This window comes from Psychrobacillus sp. FSL H8-0510, assembly GCF_038008345.1.
Taxonomy (GTDB): Bacteria; Bacillota; Bacilli; order Bacillales_A; family Planococcaceae; genus Psychrobacillus; species Psychrobacillus psychrotolerans.
Genome location: NZ_JBBOYZ010000001.1, coordinates 719,191 through 738,478 on the forward strand (window position 1 = coordinate 719,191; position 19,288 = coordinate 738,478).

The window sequence follows — 19,288 nt, forward strand, 5'->3', positions numbered from 1 at the left end:
GGAGGAAAAGATGAATTACGAAACAGCCATTAAATTAGATAATGTTTCTAAGATTTATAAATTGTATGACTCACCTAAGGATAGAGTGAAAGAATCGCTTAATCCGTTTTCAAAGAAACTTCACAATGAATTTTATGCCTTAAAAAATATTTCTTTTGAACTAAAAAGAGGTGAAACACTAGGTATTATAGGTAAGAATGGGTCTGGAAAATCGACACTTTTAAAAATTATTGCAGGTATATTGAATTCAAGTTCTGGGAACACGGTCGTGAATGGAAGGATTACTTCCCTATTAGAACTAGGTGCAGGATTCAATCCTGAGTATTCAGGAATTGAAAATGTCTTTTTAAATGGAAGTATAATGGGCTATACAAAAGAACAAATGGAGCAAAAGTTACCCGAAATTATGAACTTTGCTGATATTGGAGATTATATTAATAAGCCGGTAAAACAGTATTCAAGTGGTATGTTCGCTCGACTTGCATTTGCAACTGTAATCAGTTTTGAGCCAGATATATTAATCGTTGATGAGGCATTAGCGGTTGGGGATATCTTTTTTCAACAAAAATGTAATATATATATGAAAGAACAGATGAAAAATACGACGAAGCTACTAGTAACTCATGATATGAATGCCATTTCAAATATGGTAGACAGGGCTATTTTGCTTTCTAATGGGGAAATTAAATATGATGGAGATCCTTTAGGTGCCTTAGAATTGTATACAAAAGAGCTTCATACTGAAATTTTTTCAAAGAGTCCCGTAGTTCAAGAAGATGGAGTAGCGTTAACTAACAGTCAAAGAAGCGATTGGCATCGAATTGATGAAAGTAAACTTGGTGGAGCTTTAGAAGTAAAGATTGATAGTTACAATATTACTATAAACCAAAGTAAGTATAAGGGTTATGTAAAACGTGGTGATGTAATTATTATAAAGTTTCTTTTAGACAGTATGAGATCTATGAACAATTTAATTGTAGGTTATTTAGTAAATGATAAACATGGTAACAATATCTTTGGGGAAAATACTTTTACTTCAGGATTTAAAAATATCAATTTGTCAGATGAAGGAATGTTTGAAGTTGAAATGACAGTTGTTTGGCCTGAAATAAAAGAAGGACATTATTTTTTAACAATCGGTGTAGGTGAAGGTACACATGAATTAGTGCACGTTGTTCAGTGTTGGGCACAGAATGTTATCGAATTAAATAATATTAGCCCAAATAAAACTATGCATGCGTTATTTAATAATAATATAGATTCGATAAAGGTTAAAAGAATCAAAAAGTGAATTTTAAAAAAAAAAAATGGGTGGTAAAATGAAAGAAAAATGGAATATCAATAATCAACCAAAATACGAATCAGACAATTTAATCCCAAATTTAATAGGCTCTCCTTGGAGTGGTCATAGGAATTTTGCTTACGATTTAGTTTGTTTCTTAAATCCAAATTTAATAGTCGAATTAGGAACACATTATGGCTGTTCCTTCTTTTCATTTGCACAAGCAATCAAAGATAATTCATTAAATTCAAAATTGGTTGCAGTTGACACCTGGGAAGGAGATAATCATGCGGGATTCTATGACGATCAAGTTTTTAATGTAGTAACTAAAACAGTAAACGAAATTTATTCCGATGTTAAAATTACACTAAATAGAGATACTTTTGATAATACTTTGGATATAGTCGAAGATAACTCCATCGATTTGCTACACATAGATGGATTTCATAGTTATGAAGCTGTAAAACATGATTTTTATTCATGGCTACCTAAATTAAAAGATAATGGAGTAGTACTCCTTCATGATATTGCAGAATATACAGGCTACGGATCAGCAGATTTCTGGAAAGAACTGAAAAGTCAATATAACTATTTTGAGTTTTCACATAGTTGGGGTCTAGGTGTTGTATTTCCAAAAAGTAATTTAATATATGAAAAACTTGTGCATGAAAATTTAGAAGAAAAAATTGGTTATTACGAGTATAAAGCAAGATACGAACTTGAATACTTAAAATCTACGGAGTTAGATAAAGTAGCACTAGATAGATTAGATGCTATAAATAAAATGGAAAAAATTATTATTGATAAAGAAAAATCAGTAATAGCTCAGGGACGATTACTTATTGAACGAGAAGAAGCAATGGAAAAAATGGAAGGTATGATAAATGATAAACAAGAAACTGTAACTGCACAGGAACGGTTACTTATTGAACGAGAAGAAGCAATGGAAAAAATGGAAAGTATGATAAATGATAAACAAGAAACAGTAATTGCACAAGAACGATTACTTATTGAACGAGCAGAAGCAATGGAAAAAATGGAGCAAATAATTGAAGATCAAAAACAAATTATCAATACAAAAGAAGAACAGTTTAAACAGATTTTGAATAAATCAATCGAACAAGAGCAGATAATACTTTCTTCAGAGAAAGATTTAGAAAATGTAAAATCTGAAAAAAATAGTATTGCTATTGAATTAGAAAGCATTAAAACAAAGTATTTTAAAATAAAAAAATGGTTATTTTTTTTAAAAAAATAAATCTAAAAATGGAGTAGACAATGGAAAATTATAAGTTATTAAGTTTAGATATTTGGGACACTGTTCTTAGAAGAAAGTGTCATCCCGATGAAATAAAATTACACACATCAAAGTATATTTATTTGAAGTATTCAAGGTATTTAAGTGAAGAATATAATGATATCAATGCACTACTAAGTGAAAGAAGAAAAGCAGAAGGGTATGTAGGTCAGCAAAAAAAAGCAAATGGTTTTGACGATGAATATTCGTTAAATGAAGTATTTTATCATCTTATAAATACCGTAATTTCTACTGATATTGATATTAGTATTGAAGAATTAGTGAATGAGTTAATAGAAGTAGAGTTAGAGCAGGAAATGCATGTAACATACTTAGATGATAACATTATAGAATTAATAAAAAAATATAGTTATGATAAACTAGCTTACATTTCGGATTTTTATTCATCATCCAATTTTATAGATAAACTTTTAGAAAAAAATGGATTTCCATTAAAATTTGATTATAAAATAGTTTCTAGTGAAGTAGGTTTAAATAAAAGAAGTGGTAATCTATTTCTAGATACTCAAAAAAAATTAAATATTAGTGCGGAAAAACAGCTTCATATTGGAGATAATCCGCATAGTGATTATAAGGTACCAAATCAATTTGGTATCCAAGCACTAGAGTATATTAATAATACTGAATTATTAAAGAAAAGAGCTATTGACAAGGCATTTTGGTTAAGAGAACAAAATCAAATAAGTTACTTTGACCCTTCAATTAAAGAAAAAATAGCTATAAAAGAAGATAAATTAAAAAAATATGGCGAAGACACCTCTTTGTTTTTCTTTACATATATTTTGAATATTATAGAAGAATGTATAAAACAAAAAATTGACAAAGTATATTATTTTACAAGAGAAGGAGAATTTTTCGCAAAAATACATAGAGAGATAGAAAAATCAAACCCGTTTGGTGTTCCAATCCCTCAGGCTGAGATTTTAGAAGTGAGTAGAATCGCTACTTTTGCCCCATCTCTAAGTGAGATTTCATTAGATGAAATGATGAGAGTATGGAATATGTATTCAAGCCAATCTATGAGAGCATTTTTCTCCACTTTAAATGTGGAATTAAATGAATTTGATGGCTTAATGAATGAGTATTCTATAGAATTGGATGAAGTTATTCAATATCCCTGGCTTGACGAAAGAATTCAAGCATTGTTTAATGATTTAAACTTTAAAAATAGAATTAATTTCATAATAGAGCACAGAAGAGAAAATTTATTAAAGTACTTAACTACAAAAGGAATTAGTGAAGATACAGGTAAAATAGCTATTGTTGATATAGGATGGAGGGGCACCATCCAAGATAACTTAGCTTATTTACTTCCTAGAAAAGAAATCTTTGGTTATTACTTAGGTTTATTTGATTTTATAAATGTTCAACCTATAAATGTAAAGAAACAAAGCTTTGTTTCTAAAGATGCAAAGAAATATCTAAAACATGTTGCGCCGTTAGAAATGATTTGTAATTCCCCTAACGGTAGTGTAGTAAATTATGAATTTAATGATGGGAAGATTTCAGCGATAAAGAATATTGATATAGCCGAAAATGAAATATATACAAAATATATATATTATTTTCAAGAAGGCGTTATTTCAAAAGTTAAATATTTAAGCGAGGAAGTTAGAAATCATGCTTTAATTAGTAGTGATCTAAGAGACTTAGCGTATCAAGTTTTGGGAAATATTATTGCAAACCCTAAGAAAGAGTTGACACATGCATTTTTTAATCTGTCACACAATGAAACATTTGGCGTAGGTTCTTTTGTAGATAAGCGTATAAATTTCCCGGTAGGATTATTTATTAAGGCATTAGTGTCAAAGAATGGGAAAAAGAGTTTTTTAGATTTTCTTGAAAATACTACATGGCCACAAGGATTTTTAGTGGAAAATAATTTACATGTTATTAAAGGGTTATACAATGACCGTGAAAGAAGATTAACAGCCAATTAATAGTTTGTGCGTGAAATACTTACATGATTACTAAACTAAATTTTTTACTGAAAAAAGTAGTATAAAAGACAGCTTGAATTATAAATTATAAAAAGATATAAAGGTGGACTTATGAATATAATAGTAACGGGTGGTCAGGGATTTATTGGTCATAACTTGATATTACGTTTAATTAAGGAAGGACATAATGTCAAAGTATTTGGTGGATCAAATAAGAATAGAAGGTTGCCTGAATGTTTATATATAGACGCAAATTTTGAGGAAATATCACAATATGAAAGTGAATTTGAAAATATAGATATTATTTATCATTTATTAAGTACAACTAATCCTAAAACTTCAAATGAAAATGTTGTAGCAGATTTAACATCTAATGTAAAAAATACAATCGAGTTACTAAATATATCCGTCAAGTATAATGTGAAAAAGTTTATTTTCACATCTTCAGGAGGAACCGTTTATGGAATTCCTAACAATTCTTTACCTTTAACTGAAGACGCTCCAACTAATCCGATATGTGCTTATGGAATCTCAAAATTAGCTATTGAAAAATACCTATTTATGTACAATTATTTACATGGTTTAAATTATAGCGTTTTGAGAATTGCCAATCCATATGGTCCTTATCAAAATCCATTTGGGAATCAAGGCGTTATTAGTGTTTTCTTAGGTAAGATATATAAGAATGAGCCAATTGAAATCTGGGGAGATGGATCGATCTCAAGAGATTATGTCTTTATAGATGATGTTACAGAAGCTTTATACGCTTCATTAACAAGCAATGCAAATAATAGAGTGTTAAATATCGGAAGTGGCGTGAATTATAGCTTAAATCAAATACTACAAATCATTAAAGAGGTAACTCAGTGCGATGTCGATGTGGTTTATAAATCTTCTAGGAAGATTGATACGATTAGCAATATTTTAGAGGTATCAAAAGCAAAAGAATGTTTAGCTTGGGAGGCCAAGGTAGATATTTATGAAGGTGTAAAGCGAAGTTGGGAATGGATAATAAAGAGCGATTATAATTAGAATATGATTAATAGAAAAAAATACTTAATTATGTTAGGTGGACTTTTATGAATGTAATAATAATATCTAGTGATATAGTAAATTCTAAAATGGCTGGCCCTGGAATCAGGTACTTAGAAATAGCTAGAAGTTTATCAAAAAAATTTAATGTTACTTTGTTAACACCTAATGAATGCGATTTAAAAGAAGAATATTTTGTAATTGCAACTTTTAATAAAAGTACCTTACTCGAAATGACAGGGGAAATTGATTGTATATTAATTCAAGGAAGGACTCTATGGGAAAATTCATATATAAAGAAAATGAAAACGCCTTTAATAATAGATCTTTACGATCCATTTATTTTTGAAGAGTTAGAAGTAAATGCCAATGGGCGTAACCTTGATGTGCAAAATCAATTACATAAGTCTTCAATGTCAGTTTTGATTGATCAATTGCAATGGGGGGATTATTTTATATGTGCAACTGAGAAGCAGAAAGATCTGTGGATTGGTATGTTAACTGGGTTAAATAGAATTAATCCACTAGAATATGAAATTGATAAATCTTTTGATCATTTGATTGGTGTTGTTCCATTTGGTTTAAGTAATTCCACTCCAAGGAAAGATAAGAAAGTTATGAAGGGGATAATACCCAATATAAAAAATGAAGATAAAATAATACTTTGGGGTGGGGGAGTATGGGATTGGTTAGATCCTAAAACAGCAATAGAGGCTATAGAAATTCTATTAAATAGTCGAACAGATATTAAATTATTTTTTATGGGTATTAATCATCCCAACCCGCGAGTTCCTGTTTCAAATAAGGTGAAAGAATTAATTAAATATACGGAATTGAAAAATTTGAAGGATAAATACGTATTCTTTAATGATTGGGTAGACTATAATGAACGCCATAATTATTTATTAGAGAGCGATATAGGATTAAATGTTCATTTAAATCATATTGAGACAAGATTTGCATTTAGGACTCGATTACTTGATTATATTTGGTGTGAGTTACCTATTTTAACAACTGAAGGAGATATTATTTCAGAATATGTAAGTAATCATAATATTGGAAATGTGATTCCCGTTCAAAATGCAAATGAACTTGCTAGAAATATAGAGTATTTATTAGATAATCCACCCTCATTTAATAACTTTAGTAAGTTAAAGGAAAGTCTTGATTGGAATACTACGACTATATGTTTGCAGAACTATATATTATCTAAACCTACAATTTCAAAAGGGAAGTCAATGCGTTATAAAATTAAGGGAACATATAGTAATATGTATTCTGCATATATTTTGAATGGTATAAATTTATTAATAAAAGGAGAAAAAGATCTTTTGATAAGAAAGATTCGTTCATTTATTTATAGAAAAAAATAAATTAGAGGTGCGCTATGAAGAATATTAAACAAATAGTATTACTGGGCTTAATGGTTATAGCAGTCACTTATAACTATACAATTGTGAGTGCAGAGTCGAATGTAAAAACATCTGAAAATACAGTTAATATTGATGGGGAAGATACTATATCTCAAGGGTTACGTTGGCCAAATTCAGAAGATGGAAAAGAATGGATAACGATAAAGATGGCTGATGGTGGAATTAGAGTTGTTGATAAAAATGATCAAACCGAATTTTTAGTAATAGATAGCTTTGGGGGAATTTATCTCAATGGAGATGTATACATAAAAGGTCAAGCTTTTGAAAGTTATATCCAAGGAGGTACAGAAGGAAGTAAAATGTTTGAGAAAGATAATGTAATACTAATATTTGTTAGTATGATACTGATTTTCTTATCAATATTAATTTTGCTTATTTATATGTACAAAAACAACTTAGATAAATTAGATAAAAAAATAGAGCTTTTAAAAAATTAATGTTAGTGAGGGCACAATTATGAAAGGAATTATTTTAGCAGGAGGCAGTGGAACTAGGCTATATCCTTTAACAAAATCCACCTCAAAACAATTATTACCAGTATATGATAAGCCTATGATTTATTATCCATTATCAATCTTAATGCTTGCAGGTATAAAAGATATTTTAATTATCTCTACCCCAGAGGATACACCTAGATTTGAACAACTGTTAGGTGATGGAAATGAGCTGGGGATTTCTTTGGAATATGCAGTTCAAAAATCTCCAGATGGACTAGCACAAGCTTTCATAATAGGTGAAGAATTTATCGGTGAAGATTCCGTAGCTTTAATTTTAGGAGATAATATTTTCTATGGTCATGGTTTTACATCCATATTAGAGAGAGTTTCAAATAAAAAAGATGGTGCTACAGTTTTTGGCTACAATGTAAAAGATCCAGAGCGATTTGGAGTAGTTGAATTTAATAAAAATGGAACAGTGCTTTCGATTGAAGAAAAACCAACAGTACCTAAATCAACATATGCAGTAACAGGACTGTATTTTTATGATAATAAAGTAGTTGAAATCGCTAAATCAATTAAACCTTCTGAACGTGGAGAGTTAGAAATTACAGACATAAATAAAATATACCTAAAACAAGGTAATTTAGAAGTAGAATTATTAGGAAGAGGTTTTGCGTGGTTAGATACTGGTACACATGAATCACTTTTAGAGGCTTCAATGTTTATAGAAACAATTGAACGTCGTCAAAGTCTTAAAGTGGCTTGTTTAGAAGAAATTGCCTACAATAAAGGCTATATTACTGATAAGCATTTACTTGAGTTAGCAGAACCTCTAAAAAAGAATGCTTATGGGCAATATCTAATTGATTTATATAAACGAACTCGTTAAATTAGGGAGTTGTAAAATTTGAAATTAATAAAAACAATATTTGATGATGCGTACCTAATAGAAACTGAAGTTTATAAAGATTATAGAGGGTTCTTTATTGAAAGTTATAACTTTCAAAGCTTTGAGAAAGAAGGTTTACATTATAACTTTATTCAGGATAATCATTCATTGTCTAAAGAAGTTGGTACAATTAGAGGTCTTCATTATCAGATAGAGCCATATGATCAAACTAAATTAGTTAGAGTAATACATGGTGGAATCTATGAAGTAATTGTAGATCTTAGAAAAGGTTCGCCAACTTACAAACAGTGGCAAGGATTTATTCTATTAAAAGATAACAATAGACAATTATTGGTTCCTAAAGGTTTTGCACATGGTTTTTGTACACTTGTGCCAAATACAGAAGTTATTTATAAAGTAGACAATTATTATTCTGCTGAGCATGATCGAGGTATTGCATGGGATGATTCTACATTAAATATCCCGTGGCCAATTTCAAATCCAATTTTATCAGAAAAGGATTTACAACATCCGTGTATAAATGATGCAGATCTTCATTTTATTTATAAAAAGTAAGGAGTAATACAGATGAAAATATTAGTAACTGGTGGAGCAGGATTTATTGGTAGTAATTTTGTAAACTATATGGTTCGAAAATATTCTTCTTATACAATTATTAATCTTGATTCGCTAACATATGCAGGAAATCTTCAAAACTTAAGAGAATCAGAAGATAAAAGTAATTATGAATTTATTAAGGGTGATATTACAGACTCTAATATTATAGAGACTATTTTTAATGATGGAATAGATGTTGTTGTTAATTTTGCAGCAGAATCTCATGTGGATCGTAGTATTACAGATCCTGGGATTTTTGTTAAAACGAATATTCAGGGGACTCAAGTATTATTAGATGCTGCCAAAAAGTATGGTGTAAAAAAATACGTTCAAGTTTCTACGGATGAAGTCTATGGAACTTTGGGGGACTCTGGGTATTTTACAGAAGAAACGGCTTTGGCTCCAAATAGTCCATATAGTGCAAGTAAAGCTGGAGCAGATTTACTCGTTCAAGCTTATCATGAGACATTTGGGTTACCTGTTAATATTACAAGATGTTCTAATAATTATGGTCCTTATCATTTTCCAGAAAAACTAATTCCATTAATGATTTTGAATGCACTAAATGATAAGCCACTTCCTGTTTATGGAGATGGGTTAAATGTTCGTGATTGGTTACATGTTGAAGATCACTGCAGTGCTATCGATTTGGTTGTTCATAAAGGTGCAAATGGAGAAGTTTATAATGTCGGTGGACATAATGAACGCACAAACATTGATGTAGTAAAAACAATTTTATCGCATTTAAATAAACCAGAATCGCTTATTAAATTTGTAGAAGATCGACTTGGTCACGATCGCCGCTATGCGATTGATGCGACAAAGTTAAGAATAGAACTTGGATGGGAACCTAAGTACATTTTTGAAACAGGATTAGAACAAACAATTGATTGGTACTTAAATAATCGTTCTTGGTGGGAAAATATTCTTTCAGGGGATTACCAAAACTATTATAAAAATCAATATGATAAAAAGTTGGAAAAAGGTTTATGAAAGTAATGCTAACTGGAGCAAATGGTCAACTTGGTCAAGAATTAGTTGATCAGTTTAAAGCAACTTCATTTTCCATTTTTGCATTTACTAAGACTGAATTAGATATTACTGATGAGCTAAAAGTTCAAAAAGTGGTCGGAGAAATTCAACCAGATGTAATAATTAATACAGCGGCTTTTACTAAAGTAGACTTAGCAGAGTCAGAAGAATATTTAGCGTATAATATTAATGGTTATGCACAGAGAAATTTAGCGGTTGCTGCTGAAAAAGTTGGAGCAAAAATATGTTATGTAAGTACAGACTATGTATTTGATGGTACTGGAGAAGTACCTTATAAAGAATATGATGAATGTAAGCCTTTAGGGGTATATGGTAAATCTAAATATATAGGTGAAAAACTCACTCAATCGCTGAGTTCTAAGTACTTTATTGTTCGTACATCATGGGTCTACGGAGAATATGGATCAAACTTTGTAAAAACAATGCTTAAACTTGCAGAAACTCGAAATGAGTTGGGTGTAGTTCATGATCAAATTGGTTCTCCAACTTATACAGTGGATTTAGCAGAATTTATCATTAAATTGATTAAAACAGATAAATTTGGAATATATCATTGTACAAATAGTGGATCTTGCTCTTGGTATGAATTTGCTAAAGCAATTTTTGAAGAGACTGGTAAAAATATAAAGTTAAATGCATTGACAACAGATCAGTATCCAACACCAGCAAAGAGACCACAATACTCAGCGCTAGATAATATGGCTTTAAATATAAATGGTTTTTCATCGATGCGTCACTGGAGAGAGGGATTATCTTCTTTTTTGAATAATCTTAAAAAATAACAATCTATTATAGATTGTTATTTTTATATTGAGGTTATCATTATGAGTGGTAACTAATTAAAGTTAGGGGGCCATTATGCCTAAAGTTAGTGTTCAAATAGTGACTTATAATAGTGGAAAAGATATAAAAAAATGCTTGGATTCAGTCTTTTCTCAATCATATCCAATTCAAGAAGTGACAATTATAGATAATCAATCATCGGATAAAACACTTCAAATTGTTGAAGTGTTTAATAATATAAAACTAATAAAAAATGATTATAATAATGGCTTTGCTGGCGGACATAATCAAGGTATTTGCATTTCGAAATCGGATTATATCTTAGTATTGAATCCAGACGTACGCCTCAGCAAAGATTATATGAAAAATATTATTTCTGTTATGGAATACGATACCGAAATAGGGATGGCAACTGGTAAGCTTTATAGAGATATAGATATGAAGATATTAGATAGTGCGGGGATTATCATTAAGAAAAATCGCCGTGCCTTTGATAGAGGATCAGGTGAAATAGATAGAGGACAATATGATTATTCAAAAGAGATATTTGGAGTTTCTGGAGCTGCAGCGGTATATAGACGAGAAATGATTAAAGATATTTCTTACCAAGGACAGTTTTTTGATGAAAGTTTTTTTGCATATAAAGAAGACATAGATGTTAGTTGGCGTGCTCTGCTTCTTGGATGGAAAAGTCAGTACATCCCAGATTCCATTGCGGAGCATGGCAGGGGATGGCAAGAGGAAAAGAAAAGGTCCCAGGTACCGTTGTATATTAGACAAAAGTCATATATTAATAGGTATTATTGCATACTAAAAAATGACCAATTATCTTATTTTGCTTTACATTTACCATTTATTATTGCATACGAAATAGCTAGTTTTACTTACGCGATTTTGAGAGAACGAAAACTGTTATTGGTTTGGAAAAGCTTTATACGAGAATATAAGCACATGTTCGAAAAAAGAAAAATGATTCAACTAAATCGTAAAAAAACAAATAAACAGATTTATTCATATTTTAAAGGTATGTGGTAAATAAGTAACGAAACTTAGTAATGTTAATCTATAATACCAAGAAAATTATTATTTACATAATATTCAGTTAATTAGTATAGTTATTATTATTTTTTTATTATTGCATCTTGTTATGTGTAGAGCGAGCAGAAACAGAAACAGAAACAGAGATATAATTGCAAAAATATTATATATAAGTACGGATAATGTATTTGATGTAAATGCAAGTTTATATTTTATTCGGACTGTATGGGTTTAAGGAGAAGTTCCTAATTATTCGGTATCGATATTTTTTAAAAATTCTTTAAAAAATAAATATTATGACATTCATGAAAGTTTTTAATAGTAAAACAACTAATATTCAGGTGAGTGCTAAGATTGCGCTCACCTATTTTATTTCTATATAGTAGTAGTTCTACTAAAATAAGGTTAGAATAGGAGTTAAAAGAAAAAGAATATTCAACAAGGATATTTATTTTTCAACACTTACTTATTATTTGGTGAAAAGAGGAAGTTTAAGTAATGGATCTTAGTATTATCATTGTTAATTTTAATACAAAAAAGCTCACGCTTGAGTGTATTCAGTCTATATATAGTTCTATTTTATCTTATTCGTTTGAAATATTCGTAGTCGACAATAATTCTACAGATGGGTCAGTTGAAGCAATAAAAAGTGAATTTCCTAATGTGAGTATTATTGAAAATAGAGAGAATGTCGGTTTCTCTAAAGCAAATAACCAAGCAATACTTGTTTCAAAAGGAAGCTATGTTTTATTGTTAAATTCTGATACAATAGTCATAGAGAATACACTGTTTTCTACAATTGAATATATGAATCGACATAATGATGTTGGTGCAATGGGATGTAAAGTATTATTGCCAGATGGTAGTTTAGATAAAGCTTGCCATCGAGGGTTTCCAACTCCTGAAGCTTCATTTTATTATATGACAGGTATAGCGAAGAGATATCCACATAATCCTAGATTTAATGGATATCACAAGAGCTATTTAAAAATGGATAGTATACATGAGATTGATTGTTTAGTAGGTGCATTTATGATGGTTCGACGAGAGACTATCAATCAGATTGGCATGTTAGATGAGAACTTCTTTATGTATGGTGAAGATATCGATTGGTGTTTTCGGATAAAGGAATCGGGATGGAAGATTATTTACAATCCACAGGTTTCCATCGTGCACTATAAAGGTGCAAGTAGCAGGAAGAAACCATTTAAAATAGTTTATGAGTTTCACAGAGCTATGTTATTGTTTCATCAGAAGCATTATTCTAAGAAATATAATTTTTTTATTAATGGTATTGTTTATACAGGGATATTTATGAAACTAACGCTGTCAATCTTATTAAATTTATTAAATAGTAAGCGTTCATAAAAAAGTTTACGAATTAGGGTGTGTATCATGATTAGAGGGAAAGAGAGATTTATAACACAGCTATATATGGGTGTAGATTTTATTTTTATACAGGTATCTTTCTTTATTGCATGGTTTACTCGATTTTATTTGTTTGATGGAGAGGGTTTAGGGGCTTATTTGCCACTTTCAACTTATTTTCTTTGGAATATAGTTTATTCAACTAGCTATATTGGTGTCTCTTTTATTACTGGTCTTTATGCTCCTAAAAGAAAGATGAAATTTGCTCGGGAAATAGCGAAAATATGTCAATCGAATTTGTTTAGTATGTTTATACTGCTAAGTGTTCTCTTCATAGTTAAGACTGTAGATATTTCACGACTTTTTCTAGTGATCTATCTTGCATTAAATATCATGATTGCTATTATCTATAGATTTATGGTCAAACAGAGTTTACGTAATTTAAGAAGTAAGGGCTTTAATAGACAATTTGTATTAATACTTGGAGCAGGATCTATAGGAAATAGATATATGCAGAATTTGCTTCAACATCCTGAATACGGACTAAAAGTACTTGGATTTTTAGATGATATTAGAAGTGAATATAGCACAAATAGTAATATACAAGTTCCTATATTGGGGAAATTAGTAGATTTGAATAGAGTTCTAACAGAAAGAGTAGTGGATGAAGTAGTAGTAGCTCTTCCATTAACCGCCTTTCCAAAATACCAACAAATTATTTCAGTTTGTGAGAAGGCCGGAGTAAGAGTTTCTATCGTTCCTGATTTTTATGACATATTACCAGCTAATCCTCATTTTGAGAGATTCGGTGATTTACCAATCATAAATGTTCGTGATGTACCATTAGATGAATTCGTAAACCGAATTCTAAAACGTGCATTTGATATAATTTTTTCACTATTCGCTATAATTCTTATATCACCTATCCTGTTATTTGTTGCTATAGGAGTCAAATTAACATCTTCTGGTCCTGTTCTATTTAAACAGGAACGTGTAGGTTTAAATCGCAGAAAATTTTATATGTATAAGTTTCGTTCTATGAAACATATGCCAGAGATTACTTCAAATACTCAGTGGACAATCGAAAATGATCCACGTCGGACAAGATTTGGTTCTTTTATAAGAAAAACAAGTTTAGATGAGTTACCTCAATTTTTTAATGTATTAAAAGGTGATATGAGTGTTGTTGGACCACGTCCAGAAAGGCCATATTTTGTAGAACAGTTTAAAGAAGAAGTTCCAAAGTATATGGTAAAACATCAAGTGAGCCCAGGTATTACTGGTTGGGCACAAGTTTGCGGTTTACGCGGAGATACATCTATCCGTAATCGAATTGATCATGATATCTATTATATTGAGAATTGGACGTTGTTATTCGATGTGAAAATAATATTTAAGACTGTCGTCAATGGTTTTGTTAATAAAAATGCATATTAAAAGCTAAAGTATAGTAAAATTTCGTATTAAGTTTATGAAGTAAAAGAATTCGTCTAATTCTGATGAGTTCTTTTATTTATTTTACTCAAAGCCATAAAATATAATTGGGGGAAAGTATGATATTAGTAGTTGGTGGGGCGGGTTATATTGGTAGTCACTTTGTTGAGGAATTAATATATGAAAAAGAAGTTATAGTGTTAGATAATCTATCAACTGGACATCGCCAATTTGTGCACGAAAAAGCGCAATTCATTGAAGGTAACCTAGGAGATGAACAGTTATTACATAATATTTTCAGGAACTACAAGATTGATGCAGTGGTACATTTTGCTGCTTCAAGTTTAGTAGGAGAATCGATAGTGAATCCTCTTAAATACTATGAAAACAATGTAAATGCTACTTTTTTCTTATTGAAGACGATGTTAAGCTATGGTGTAAAGAAGTTTATATTTTCATCTACTGCTGCAACATATGGTATACCAAGTGTTGATATTATTAAGGAGGATGCTCCAACAAATCCAATAAATCCTTATGGTAAATCGAAGTTAATTATTGAATGGATGTTAGATGACTTTGCTAAAAGTTATAATTTAGATTATGTTATTCTTCGATATTTTAATGCTGCAGGAGCACATATTAACGGTAGAATTGGGGAAAATCATACACCTGAAACACATCTACTACCATTAATTTTAGAACACTTTCTTGGAACAAGGGACTCAATTTCCGTCTTTGGAAGTGATTATCCAACTAAGGATGGGACATGTATTCGTGACTATGTACACGTCACAGATTTAGCTAAAGCCCATTTACTTTCACTCCATGCTTTGCTTGAGAATAAGTTAAATAGAGAAGTTTTTAATCTTGGAAATGGTTCTGGGTATTCTGTTATGGAGGTAATTAGTACTTGTGAAAGGGTTGTTCAAAAAAAAGCAATAATTCAAATAGAAGAACGTAGAGCAGGGGACCCTGCAAAACTAGTTGCATCTTCTGACAAGATTATGAAATTACTTGGATGGAGACCAGAACACGATATACTTTCTATTATTGAAACAGCCTGGAAATGGCACTCTAGTCGTACATAATACAAGAGATTACTATACTATAAAGAAAAAGCCCTTAGGAATTCCAAAAGGACATCCCTAAGGGCCATGTACAAATAATTGCTGTTGCATATCGATAGTAGGATATTGGATCCTTTTTATAATTTTTTCATAAGGTAGACCGTATAGCAAGACGATTTAATAGAAAATCTAATTTGATCTTTACTATAGTATTACAATGTCTGCGGAATCATTTCAATTTTCCAAGAGCTAAAATCTGGTTTTTCTTTCATAAATACTTCTTTAGTGAAAGACAAACTTATAGGACGTGCTTGTTTTGCAGCAATTTCAAATTCACCAATAGGGAATCCAAGCTTACATACCATGTCACCCGCTGCATCAAATAGTTGAATGGGCAAGTTTTCAATTGTTAATGAATTAGAGAACGCATTACGAATAATAATATAAATATTAATTGCGTCATCTGACTCATAAAAATGGAATCCCACAACTGAAATTTCATTCACTTTAATAGGTTCTAATGAAGTTAGTAGATTATTTACATAGACTTTCTGGTCGTCAGTTAAGCCTTTCGACCAATTTTCATCCAAGTACAGTTCAAAATCTTTTACAACTTTTTCATAATACTCAAATGCCATTTCAAAATCCATTTCGTTTGTAAGTTCATCATAAGGCACTAATAAATCGCCCATTTCAAATAGGAAATTCCACGGTCTTGCTGTGCAAGCTTCTAGTTCTCCAAATAACTCCATATCAAATTGTTTCTTCGCTAGTTCTTTCCCTTCTTTATCTTTAACTACTAATACTACTTGTTCTAGACGTAATTTTTTAGGTAGCGAATGTCTAATTATAGCTGTTACGACAATTCCTGACTCCACAGTGTGCAATTTCACTCCATGAATATGGAGTTTATTTGCTTCTAAGTTCTCTAATTGCTGATGGAAATACTGGAAGATATATTTATCTGGTGCAGATATATCCCAGTCTTTTGAAAAGTTTAATTCTGTTTTATATGTTGTAGGAATATTTGTCATTGTTTAGTTCCTTTCTTCTTTACATAATTAACTATTATTATAACATAATCTAGCTAGTTAATTTTAAAGACTACTATTCAAGTACCATTCCATTATTAAGAAATAAGTTTGTCTATCTTTGCATGATATACTAATGTGGGGCATTCCGAACTATAAACAATCTTAATATGGAGGCAAGTATGAGGAAAAAAACTTTATATTCTACAATAATAATTACTTTTTTAGTTACTTTTATCACCGTTCCGCAAGTGAATGCAGCTCCTAACATAACTCAATTAGTCACAGATGCACAAAATGCAGGAACTATATTAAAATGGTCCATTTCCAAAGAAGGCTCCGCTGATTTTCAAACGCGCCCATACGAGCAATATAACACGACAAAAGAAACCATCGTGGCTGTTGAAAAAGCTGCTACTAAGTTATCAATCTCTGAACAACTTAGTGCTCAAGCTAAATTAGTGGATCCAAAAATCCAGGTAAAACGAGCACAAGCATACATAGATGCTATAACTTCTAGTGAGAAAATTAGGAGTTTAATAAGTAATTTGCAAGAGGCGGTAAATTCATCAAATCTTAGTAGTGTAGAAGCTACTTACCATATAGCAACAGCAGAATATAGAAAACAAGTAAAATTATTAGATCGAGTATATGGGCAATCTACTAGAGATAATATTCGTAATCAAGTGAAGCCATCCATGGAAAAATTAATCGCTGATGTGAAATATGACGTAACGGTTAAAATGTACCTTGACGATGCGAATGATTTTATTGAAAAGAATAGATTACTAGAAGCTTCCTTAGAATTAGACAAAGCCAACTCTTACATAGATAACAAAAACATGAATTTTACATTTAGAACAGTTCTAACTAAAGCATTCGATGAAACATTAAATTCTTTACCTTTACAGCCATTGTTCATAACATCAGATGGTAAAAACAGCGTAACAGTTAATTTCTCAAAAGCTTACAATATACCTTTAGAAGGCCTAGTAGCTGGCCAATTTAAAGTTTCTGGTGAAACTGTCCAATCAGCTAAGTTATCCAATGACAAAAAATCAGTGATATTGACTACATCTGATTTAAACGCTAATACAAGTTATACGGTAAGTTGGAACGAAAACCAGCTGAACTTTAAGACAGAAGCTGTTCCTGATACAACAGGTATCGCATTGACCGATAAGGAAACTGCATATCTTGAAACGACTGATTCCCAAGTATATACATCTAAACTAACTAATTTAGATGGTAGTAATTATAACGGAAGAGTGCAAATTAGCCTGGGAGAATCCTCAGCGGTAATTACTTCTGTCAACGGGCAAAGGATTGAAAGTGGTCAAGAGACAATTAGCTATGCAGACCCAAATGGAAACCTAATAATTATAATAGCAGCTGCATATGGATTTAATGCCGAAACTCCATCTGTCACTAATGTCCAACCAATAATACAAAAAATAGATGGTAATAAAAGCACCAAAAAAGCAGGAATTACACATTTTTATCAGCTTCAAAATGTAGAAGGCTCTTATATGTTAACCATTGATAGCAACGAGATTGCTACTGAAGGAGATTTTATTTATACGGGTGGTTATAAATATAAATGGGATGCAAATGATCTTTTCTTTATCTATAGTGAACAAGTTTCACAAGAAGTATTTGAAAAAGCACTCTCTAAAGGAGATAGAGTTGAAGTTGGTTATGAAACAAGAACAGATAACCATTCCACTTGGAACATTCATGTAGATATAACGGCAGATGCAGAATTAGAATTCCAAAATCCAGTCACTTCTCCACTCACATTTGATGGGTACTCATATGATATAAGCGGCACTGCACAACCGGGTAATAAGGTGAAAGTCTATAGAAATGATGTACTGGTAGGTAATACTATCGTGGATGCGAAAGGAAACTGGACACTTGGATCTGTAAGCTTAATACAGGAAGTGGCTAATACATTTGTTGCTTATCAATACGCTCCAGGCAAAGATGGAATAGGTGGGGAAGGAGCAGTAAATGCAAATAATCCTGCTACAACTACCATTAATGAAGGAGCGTTTGCTTCTACTCAAATAGTTTTAAATGACAGGGGTTCTAATGGTTTATCTATTTCAGACACATTAGAATTTACATTCCATAATCCTTCCTATGGACATGAATTTAAAAAAGGGTTAACTGGAACCATTACATTAAACGATGGCTTTGGAAGAAACACTGTGGTGAAAGTTGAGTATATAGATGAAAATACTCTTCAAATCATGGACTTCGTTTCTGTGGATGCTGGATTCGATCATAAAGCCTCGTTATTTGTCATTACCGAGACTGGTGGAATCGTAAACCAAGATCAGCTTACATTCAGTATTACAGGGAATGGATCTACTTCACTTGTAAATAACCATTCTGCATACTGACTTTTAATCCCTTCTAACTTAGTTAGAGGGGATTTTTCTTTGGTCCCTGTGTAAGATACAATTCAGAATTGTATCTTACACAGGGACCTTTTAGGGAATACCGAAAATACAACAGCATATGATATGGGAGGGGTAAAAGAATTATAGGAGGAAT

Annotated in this window: 16 protein-coding genes; 15 read left to right on the forward strand and 1 reads right to left on the reverse strand. The window is 31.0% G+C overall.

Going from position 1 to position 19,288, the window contains the following annotated elements; all coding sequences use genetic code 11:
* Window positions 1-10: 10 nt before the first annotated feature.
* The 14 genes from MHI40_RS03580 (at window position 11) to galE (ending at window position 15,716) form a co-directional block, all read left to right on the forward strand.
* Window positions 11-1,291, forward strand: a complete 1,281-nt coding sequence (locus MHI40_RS03580) for an ABC transporter ATP-binding protein (RefSeq protein WP_340761532.1) — start codon at window positions 11-13, stop codon at window positions 1,289-1,291.
* Between the two features lie 28 nt (window positions 1,292-1,319).
* A complete protein-coding gene (locus MHI40_RS03585) occupies window positions 1,320-2,540 on the forward strand; it encodes a class I SAM-dependent methyltransferase (protein ID WP_340761533.1) in 1,221 nt (406 codons plus the stop codon).
* 20 nt (window positions 2,541-2,560) lie between these two features.
* Entirely contained in the window at window positions 2,561-4,540 is a 1,980-nt protein-coding gene (locus MHI40_RS03590) for a hypothetical protein (RefSeq protein WP_340761535.1), read from the forward strand.
* A gap of 111 nt (window positions 4,541-4,651) precedes the next feature.
* On the forward strand, window positions 4,652-5,572 hold the full coding sequence (locus tag MHI40_RS03595) for an NAD-dependent epimerase/dehydratase family protein (protein WP_340761536.1): 921 nt from the start codon (window positions 4,652-4,654) through the stop codon (window positions 5,570-5,572).
* Window positions 5,573-5,619: 47 nt separating this feature from the next.
* Window positions 5,620-6,945, forward strand: a complete 1,326-nt coding sequence (locus tag MHI40_RS03600) for a glycosyltransferase (protein ID WP_340761537.1) — start codon at window positions 5,620-5,622, stop codon at window positions 6,943-6,945.
* A gap of 14 nt (window positions 6,946-6,959) precedes the next feature.
* Window positions 6,960-7,442, forward strand: a complete 483-nt coding sequence (locus MHI40_RS03605; protein WP_340761538.1) for a hypothetical protein — start codon at window positions 6,960-6,962, stop codon at window positions 7,440-7,442.
* A 19-nt stretch (window positions 7,443-7,461) separates the two neighbouring features.
* Complete coding sequence (gene rfbA, locus MHI40_RS03610; protein WP_340761539.1) at window positions 7,462-8,334, forward strand: glucose-1-phosphate thymidylyltransferase RfbA; 873 nt, start codon at window positions 7,462-7,464, stop codon at window positions 8,332-8,334.
* A gap of 18 nt (window positions 8,335-8,352) precedes the next feature.
* Window positions 8,353-8,910: a dTDP-4-dehydrorhamnose 3,5-epimerase gene (gene rfbC, locus MHI40_RS03615; RefSeq protein WP_340761540.1), complete on the forward strand. Its 558-nt coding sequence runs from the start codon at window positions 8,353-8,355 to the stop codon at window positions 8,908-8,910.
* Window positions 8,911-8,922: 12 nt separating this feature from the next.
* Window positions 8,923-9,945, forward strand: a complete 1,023-nt coding sequence (gene rfbB, locus MHI40_RS03620) for a dTDP-glucose 4,6-dehydratase (protein ID WP_340761541.1) — start codon at window positions 8,923-8,925, stop codon at window positions 9,943-9,945.
* Entirely contained in the window at window positions 9,942-10,787 is an 846-nt protein-coding gene (gene rfbD, locus MHI40_RS03625) for a dTDP-4-dehydrorhamnose reductase (protein WP_340761542.1), read from the forward strand. Before rfbB ends, rfbD begins: the two co-directional genes overlap by 4 nt.
* Before the next feature lie 76 nt (window positions 10,788-10,863).
* The gene (locus MHI40_RS03630; RefSeq protein ID WP_340761543.1) at window positions 10,864-11,823 is read left to right on the forward strand and encodes a glycosyltransferase family 2 protein; all 960 of its coding nucleotides are present in this window, start codon (window positions 10,864-10,866) and stop codon (window positions 11,821-11,823) included.
* 501 nt (window positions 11,824-12,324) lie between these two features.
* A complete protein-coding gene (locus MHI40_RS03635; protein WP_340761544.1) occupies window positions 12,325-13,194 on the forward strand; it encodes a glycosyltransferase family 2 protein in 870 nt (289 codons plus the stop codon).
* Between the two features lie 27 nt (window positions 13,195-13,221).
* Window positions 13,222-14,631, forward strand: a complete 1,410-nt coding sequence (locus tag MHI40_RS03640; protein ID WP_340761545.1) for an undecaprenyl-phosphate glucose phosphotransferase — start codon at window positions 13,222-13,224, stop codon at window positions 14,629-14,631.
* Window positions 14,632-14,747: 116 nt separating this feature from the next.
* Window positions 14,748-15,716, forward strand: a complete 969-nt coding sequence (galE, locus tag MHI40_RS03645; RefSeq protein WP_340761546.1) for a UDP-glucose 4-epimerase GalE — start codon at window positions 14,748-14,750, stop codon at window positions 15,714-15,716.
* Between the two features lie 191 nt (window positions 15,717-15,907).
* Here the strand turns inward: galE and MHI40_RS03650 are convergent, their stop codons facing one another.
* A complete protein-coding gene (locus MHI40_RS03650; protein ID WP_340761547.1) occupies window positions 15,908-16,729 on the reverse strand; it encodes an SLAP domain-containing protein in 822 nt (273 codons plus the stop codon).
* Between the two features lie 179 nt (window positions 16,730-16,908).
* Between MHI40_RS03650 and MHI40_RS03655 the strand changes: the two genes are divergently transcribed.
* Complete coding sequence (locus MHI40_RS03655; protein ID WP_340761548.1) at window positions 16,909-19,134, forward strand: hypothetical protein; 2,226 nt, start codon at window positions 16,909-16,911, stop codon at window positions 19,132-19,134.
* The last annotated feature ends 154 nt before the right edge of the window (window positions 19,135-19,288 follow it).

Excerpts from the sequence above, each read along its gene's own strand:
- MHI40_RS03580 (WP_340761532.1), top strand. The coding sequence starts at position 11 with ATGAATTACGAAACAGCCATTAAATTAGATAATGTTTCTAAGATTTAT.
- MHI40_RS03585 (WP_340761533.1), top strand. The coding sequence starts at position 1,320 with ATGAAAGAAAAATGGAATATCAATAATCAACCAAAATACGAATCAGAC.
- MHI40_RS03590 (WP_340761535.1), top strand. The coding sequence starts at position 2,561 with ATGGAAAATTATAAGTTATTAAGTTTAGATATTTGGGACACTGTTCTT.
- MHI40_RS03595 (WP_340761536.1), top strand. The coding sequence starts at position 4,652 with ATGAATATAATAGTAACGGGTGGTCAGGGATTTATTGGTCATAACTTG.
- MHI40_RS03600 (WP_340761537.1), top strand. The coding sequence starts at position 5,620 with ATGAATGTAATAATAATATCTAGTGATATAGTAAATTCTAAAATGGCT.
- MHI40_RS03605 (WP_340761538.1), top strand. The coding sequence starts at position 6,960 with ATGAAGAATATTAAACAAATAGTATTACTGGGCTTAATGGTTATAGCA.
- rfbA (WP_340761539.1), top strand. The coding sequence starts at position 7,462 with ATGAAAGGAATTATTTTAGCAGGAGGCAGTGGAACTAGGCTATATCCT.
- rfbB (WP_340761541.1), top strand. The coding sequence starts at position 8,923 with ATGAAAATATTAGTAACTGGTGGAGCAGGATTTATTGGTAGTAATTTT.
- rfbD (WP_340761542.1), top strand. The coding sequence starts at position 9,942 with ATGAAAGTAATGCTAACTGGAGCAAATGGTCAACTTGGTCAAGAATTA.
- MHI40_RS03630 (WP_340761543.1), top strand. The coding sequence starts at position 10,864 with ATGCCTAAAGTTAGTGTTCAAATAGTGACTTATAATAGTGGAAAAGAT.
- MHI40_RS03635 (WP_340761544.1), top strand. The coding sequence starts at position 12,325 with ATGGATCTTAGTATTATCATTGTTAATTTTAATACAAAAAAGCTCACG.
- MHI40_RS03640 (WP_340761545.1), top strand. The coding sequence starts at position 13,222 with ATGATTAGAGGGAAAGAGAGATTTATAACACAGCTATATATGGGTGTA.
- galE (WP_340761546.1), top strand. The coding sequence starts at position 14,748 with ATGATATTAGTAGTTGGTGGGGCGGGTTATATTGGTAGTCACTTTGTT.
- MHI40_RS03650 (WP_340761547.1), bottom strand. The coding sequence starts at position 16,729 with ATGACAAATATTCCTACAACATATAAAACAGAATTAAACTTTTCAAAA.
- MHI40_RS03655 (WP_340761548.1), top strand. The coding sequence starts at position 16,909 with ATGAGGAAAAAAACTTTATATTCTACAATAATAATTACTTTTTTAGTT.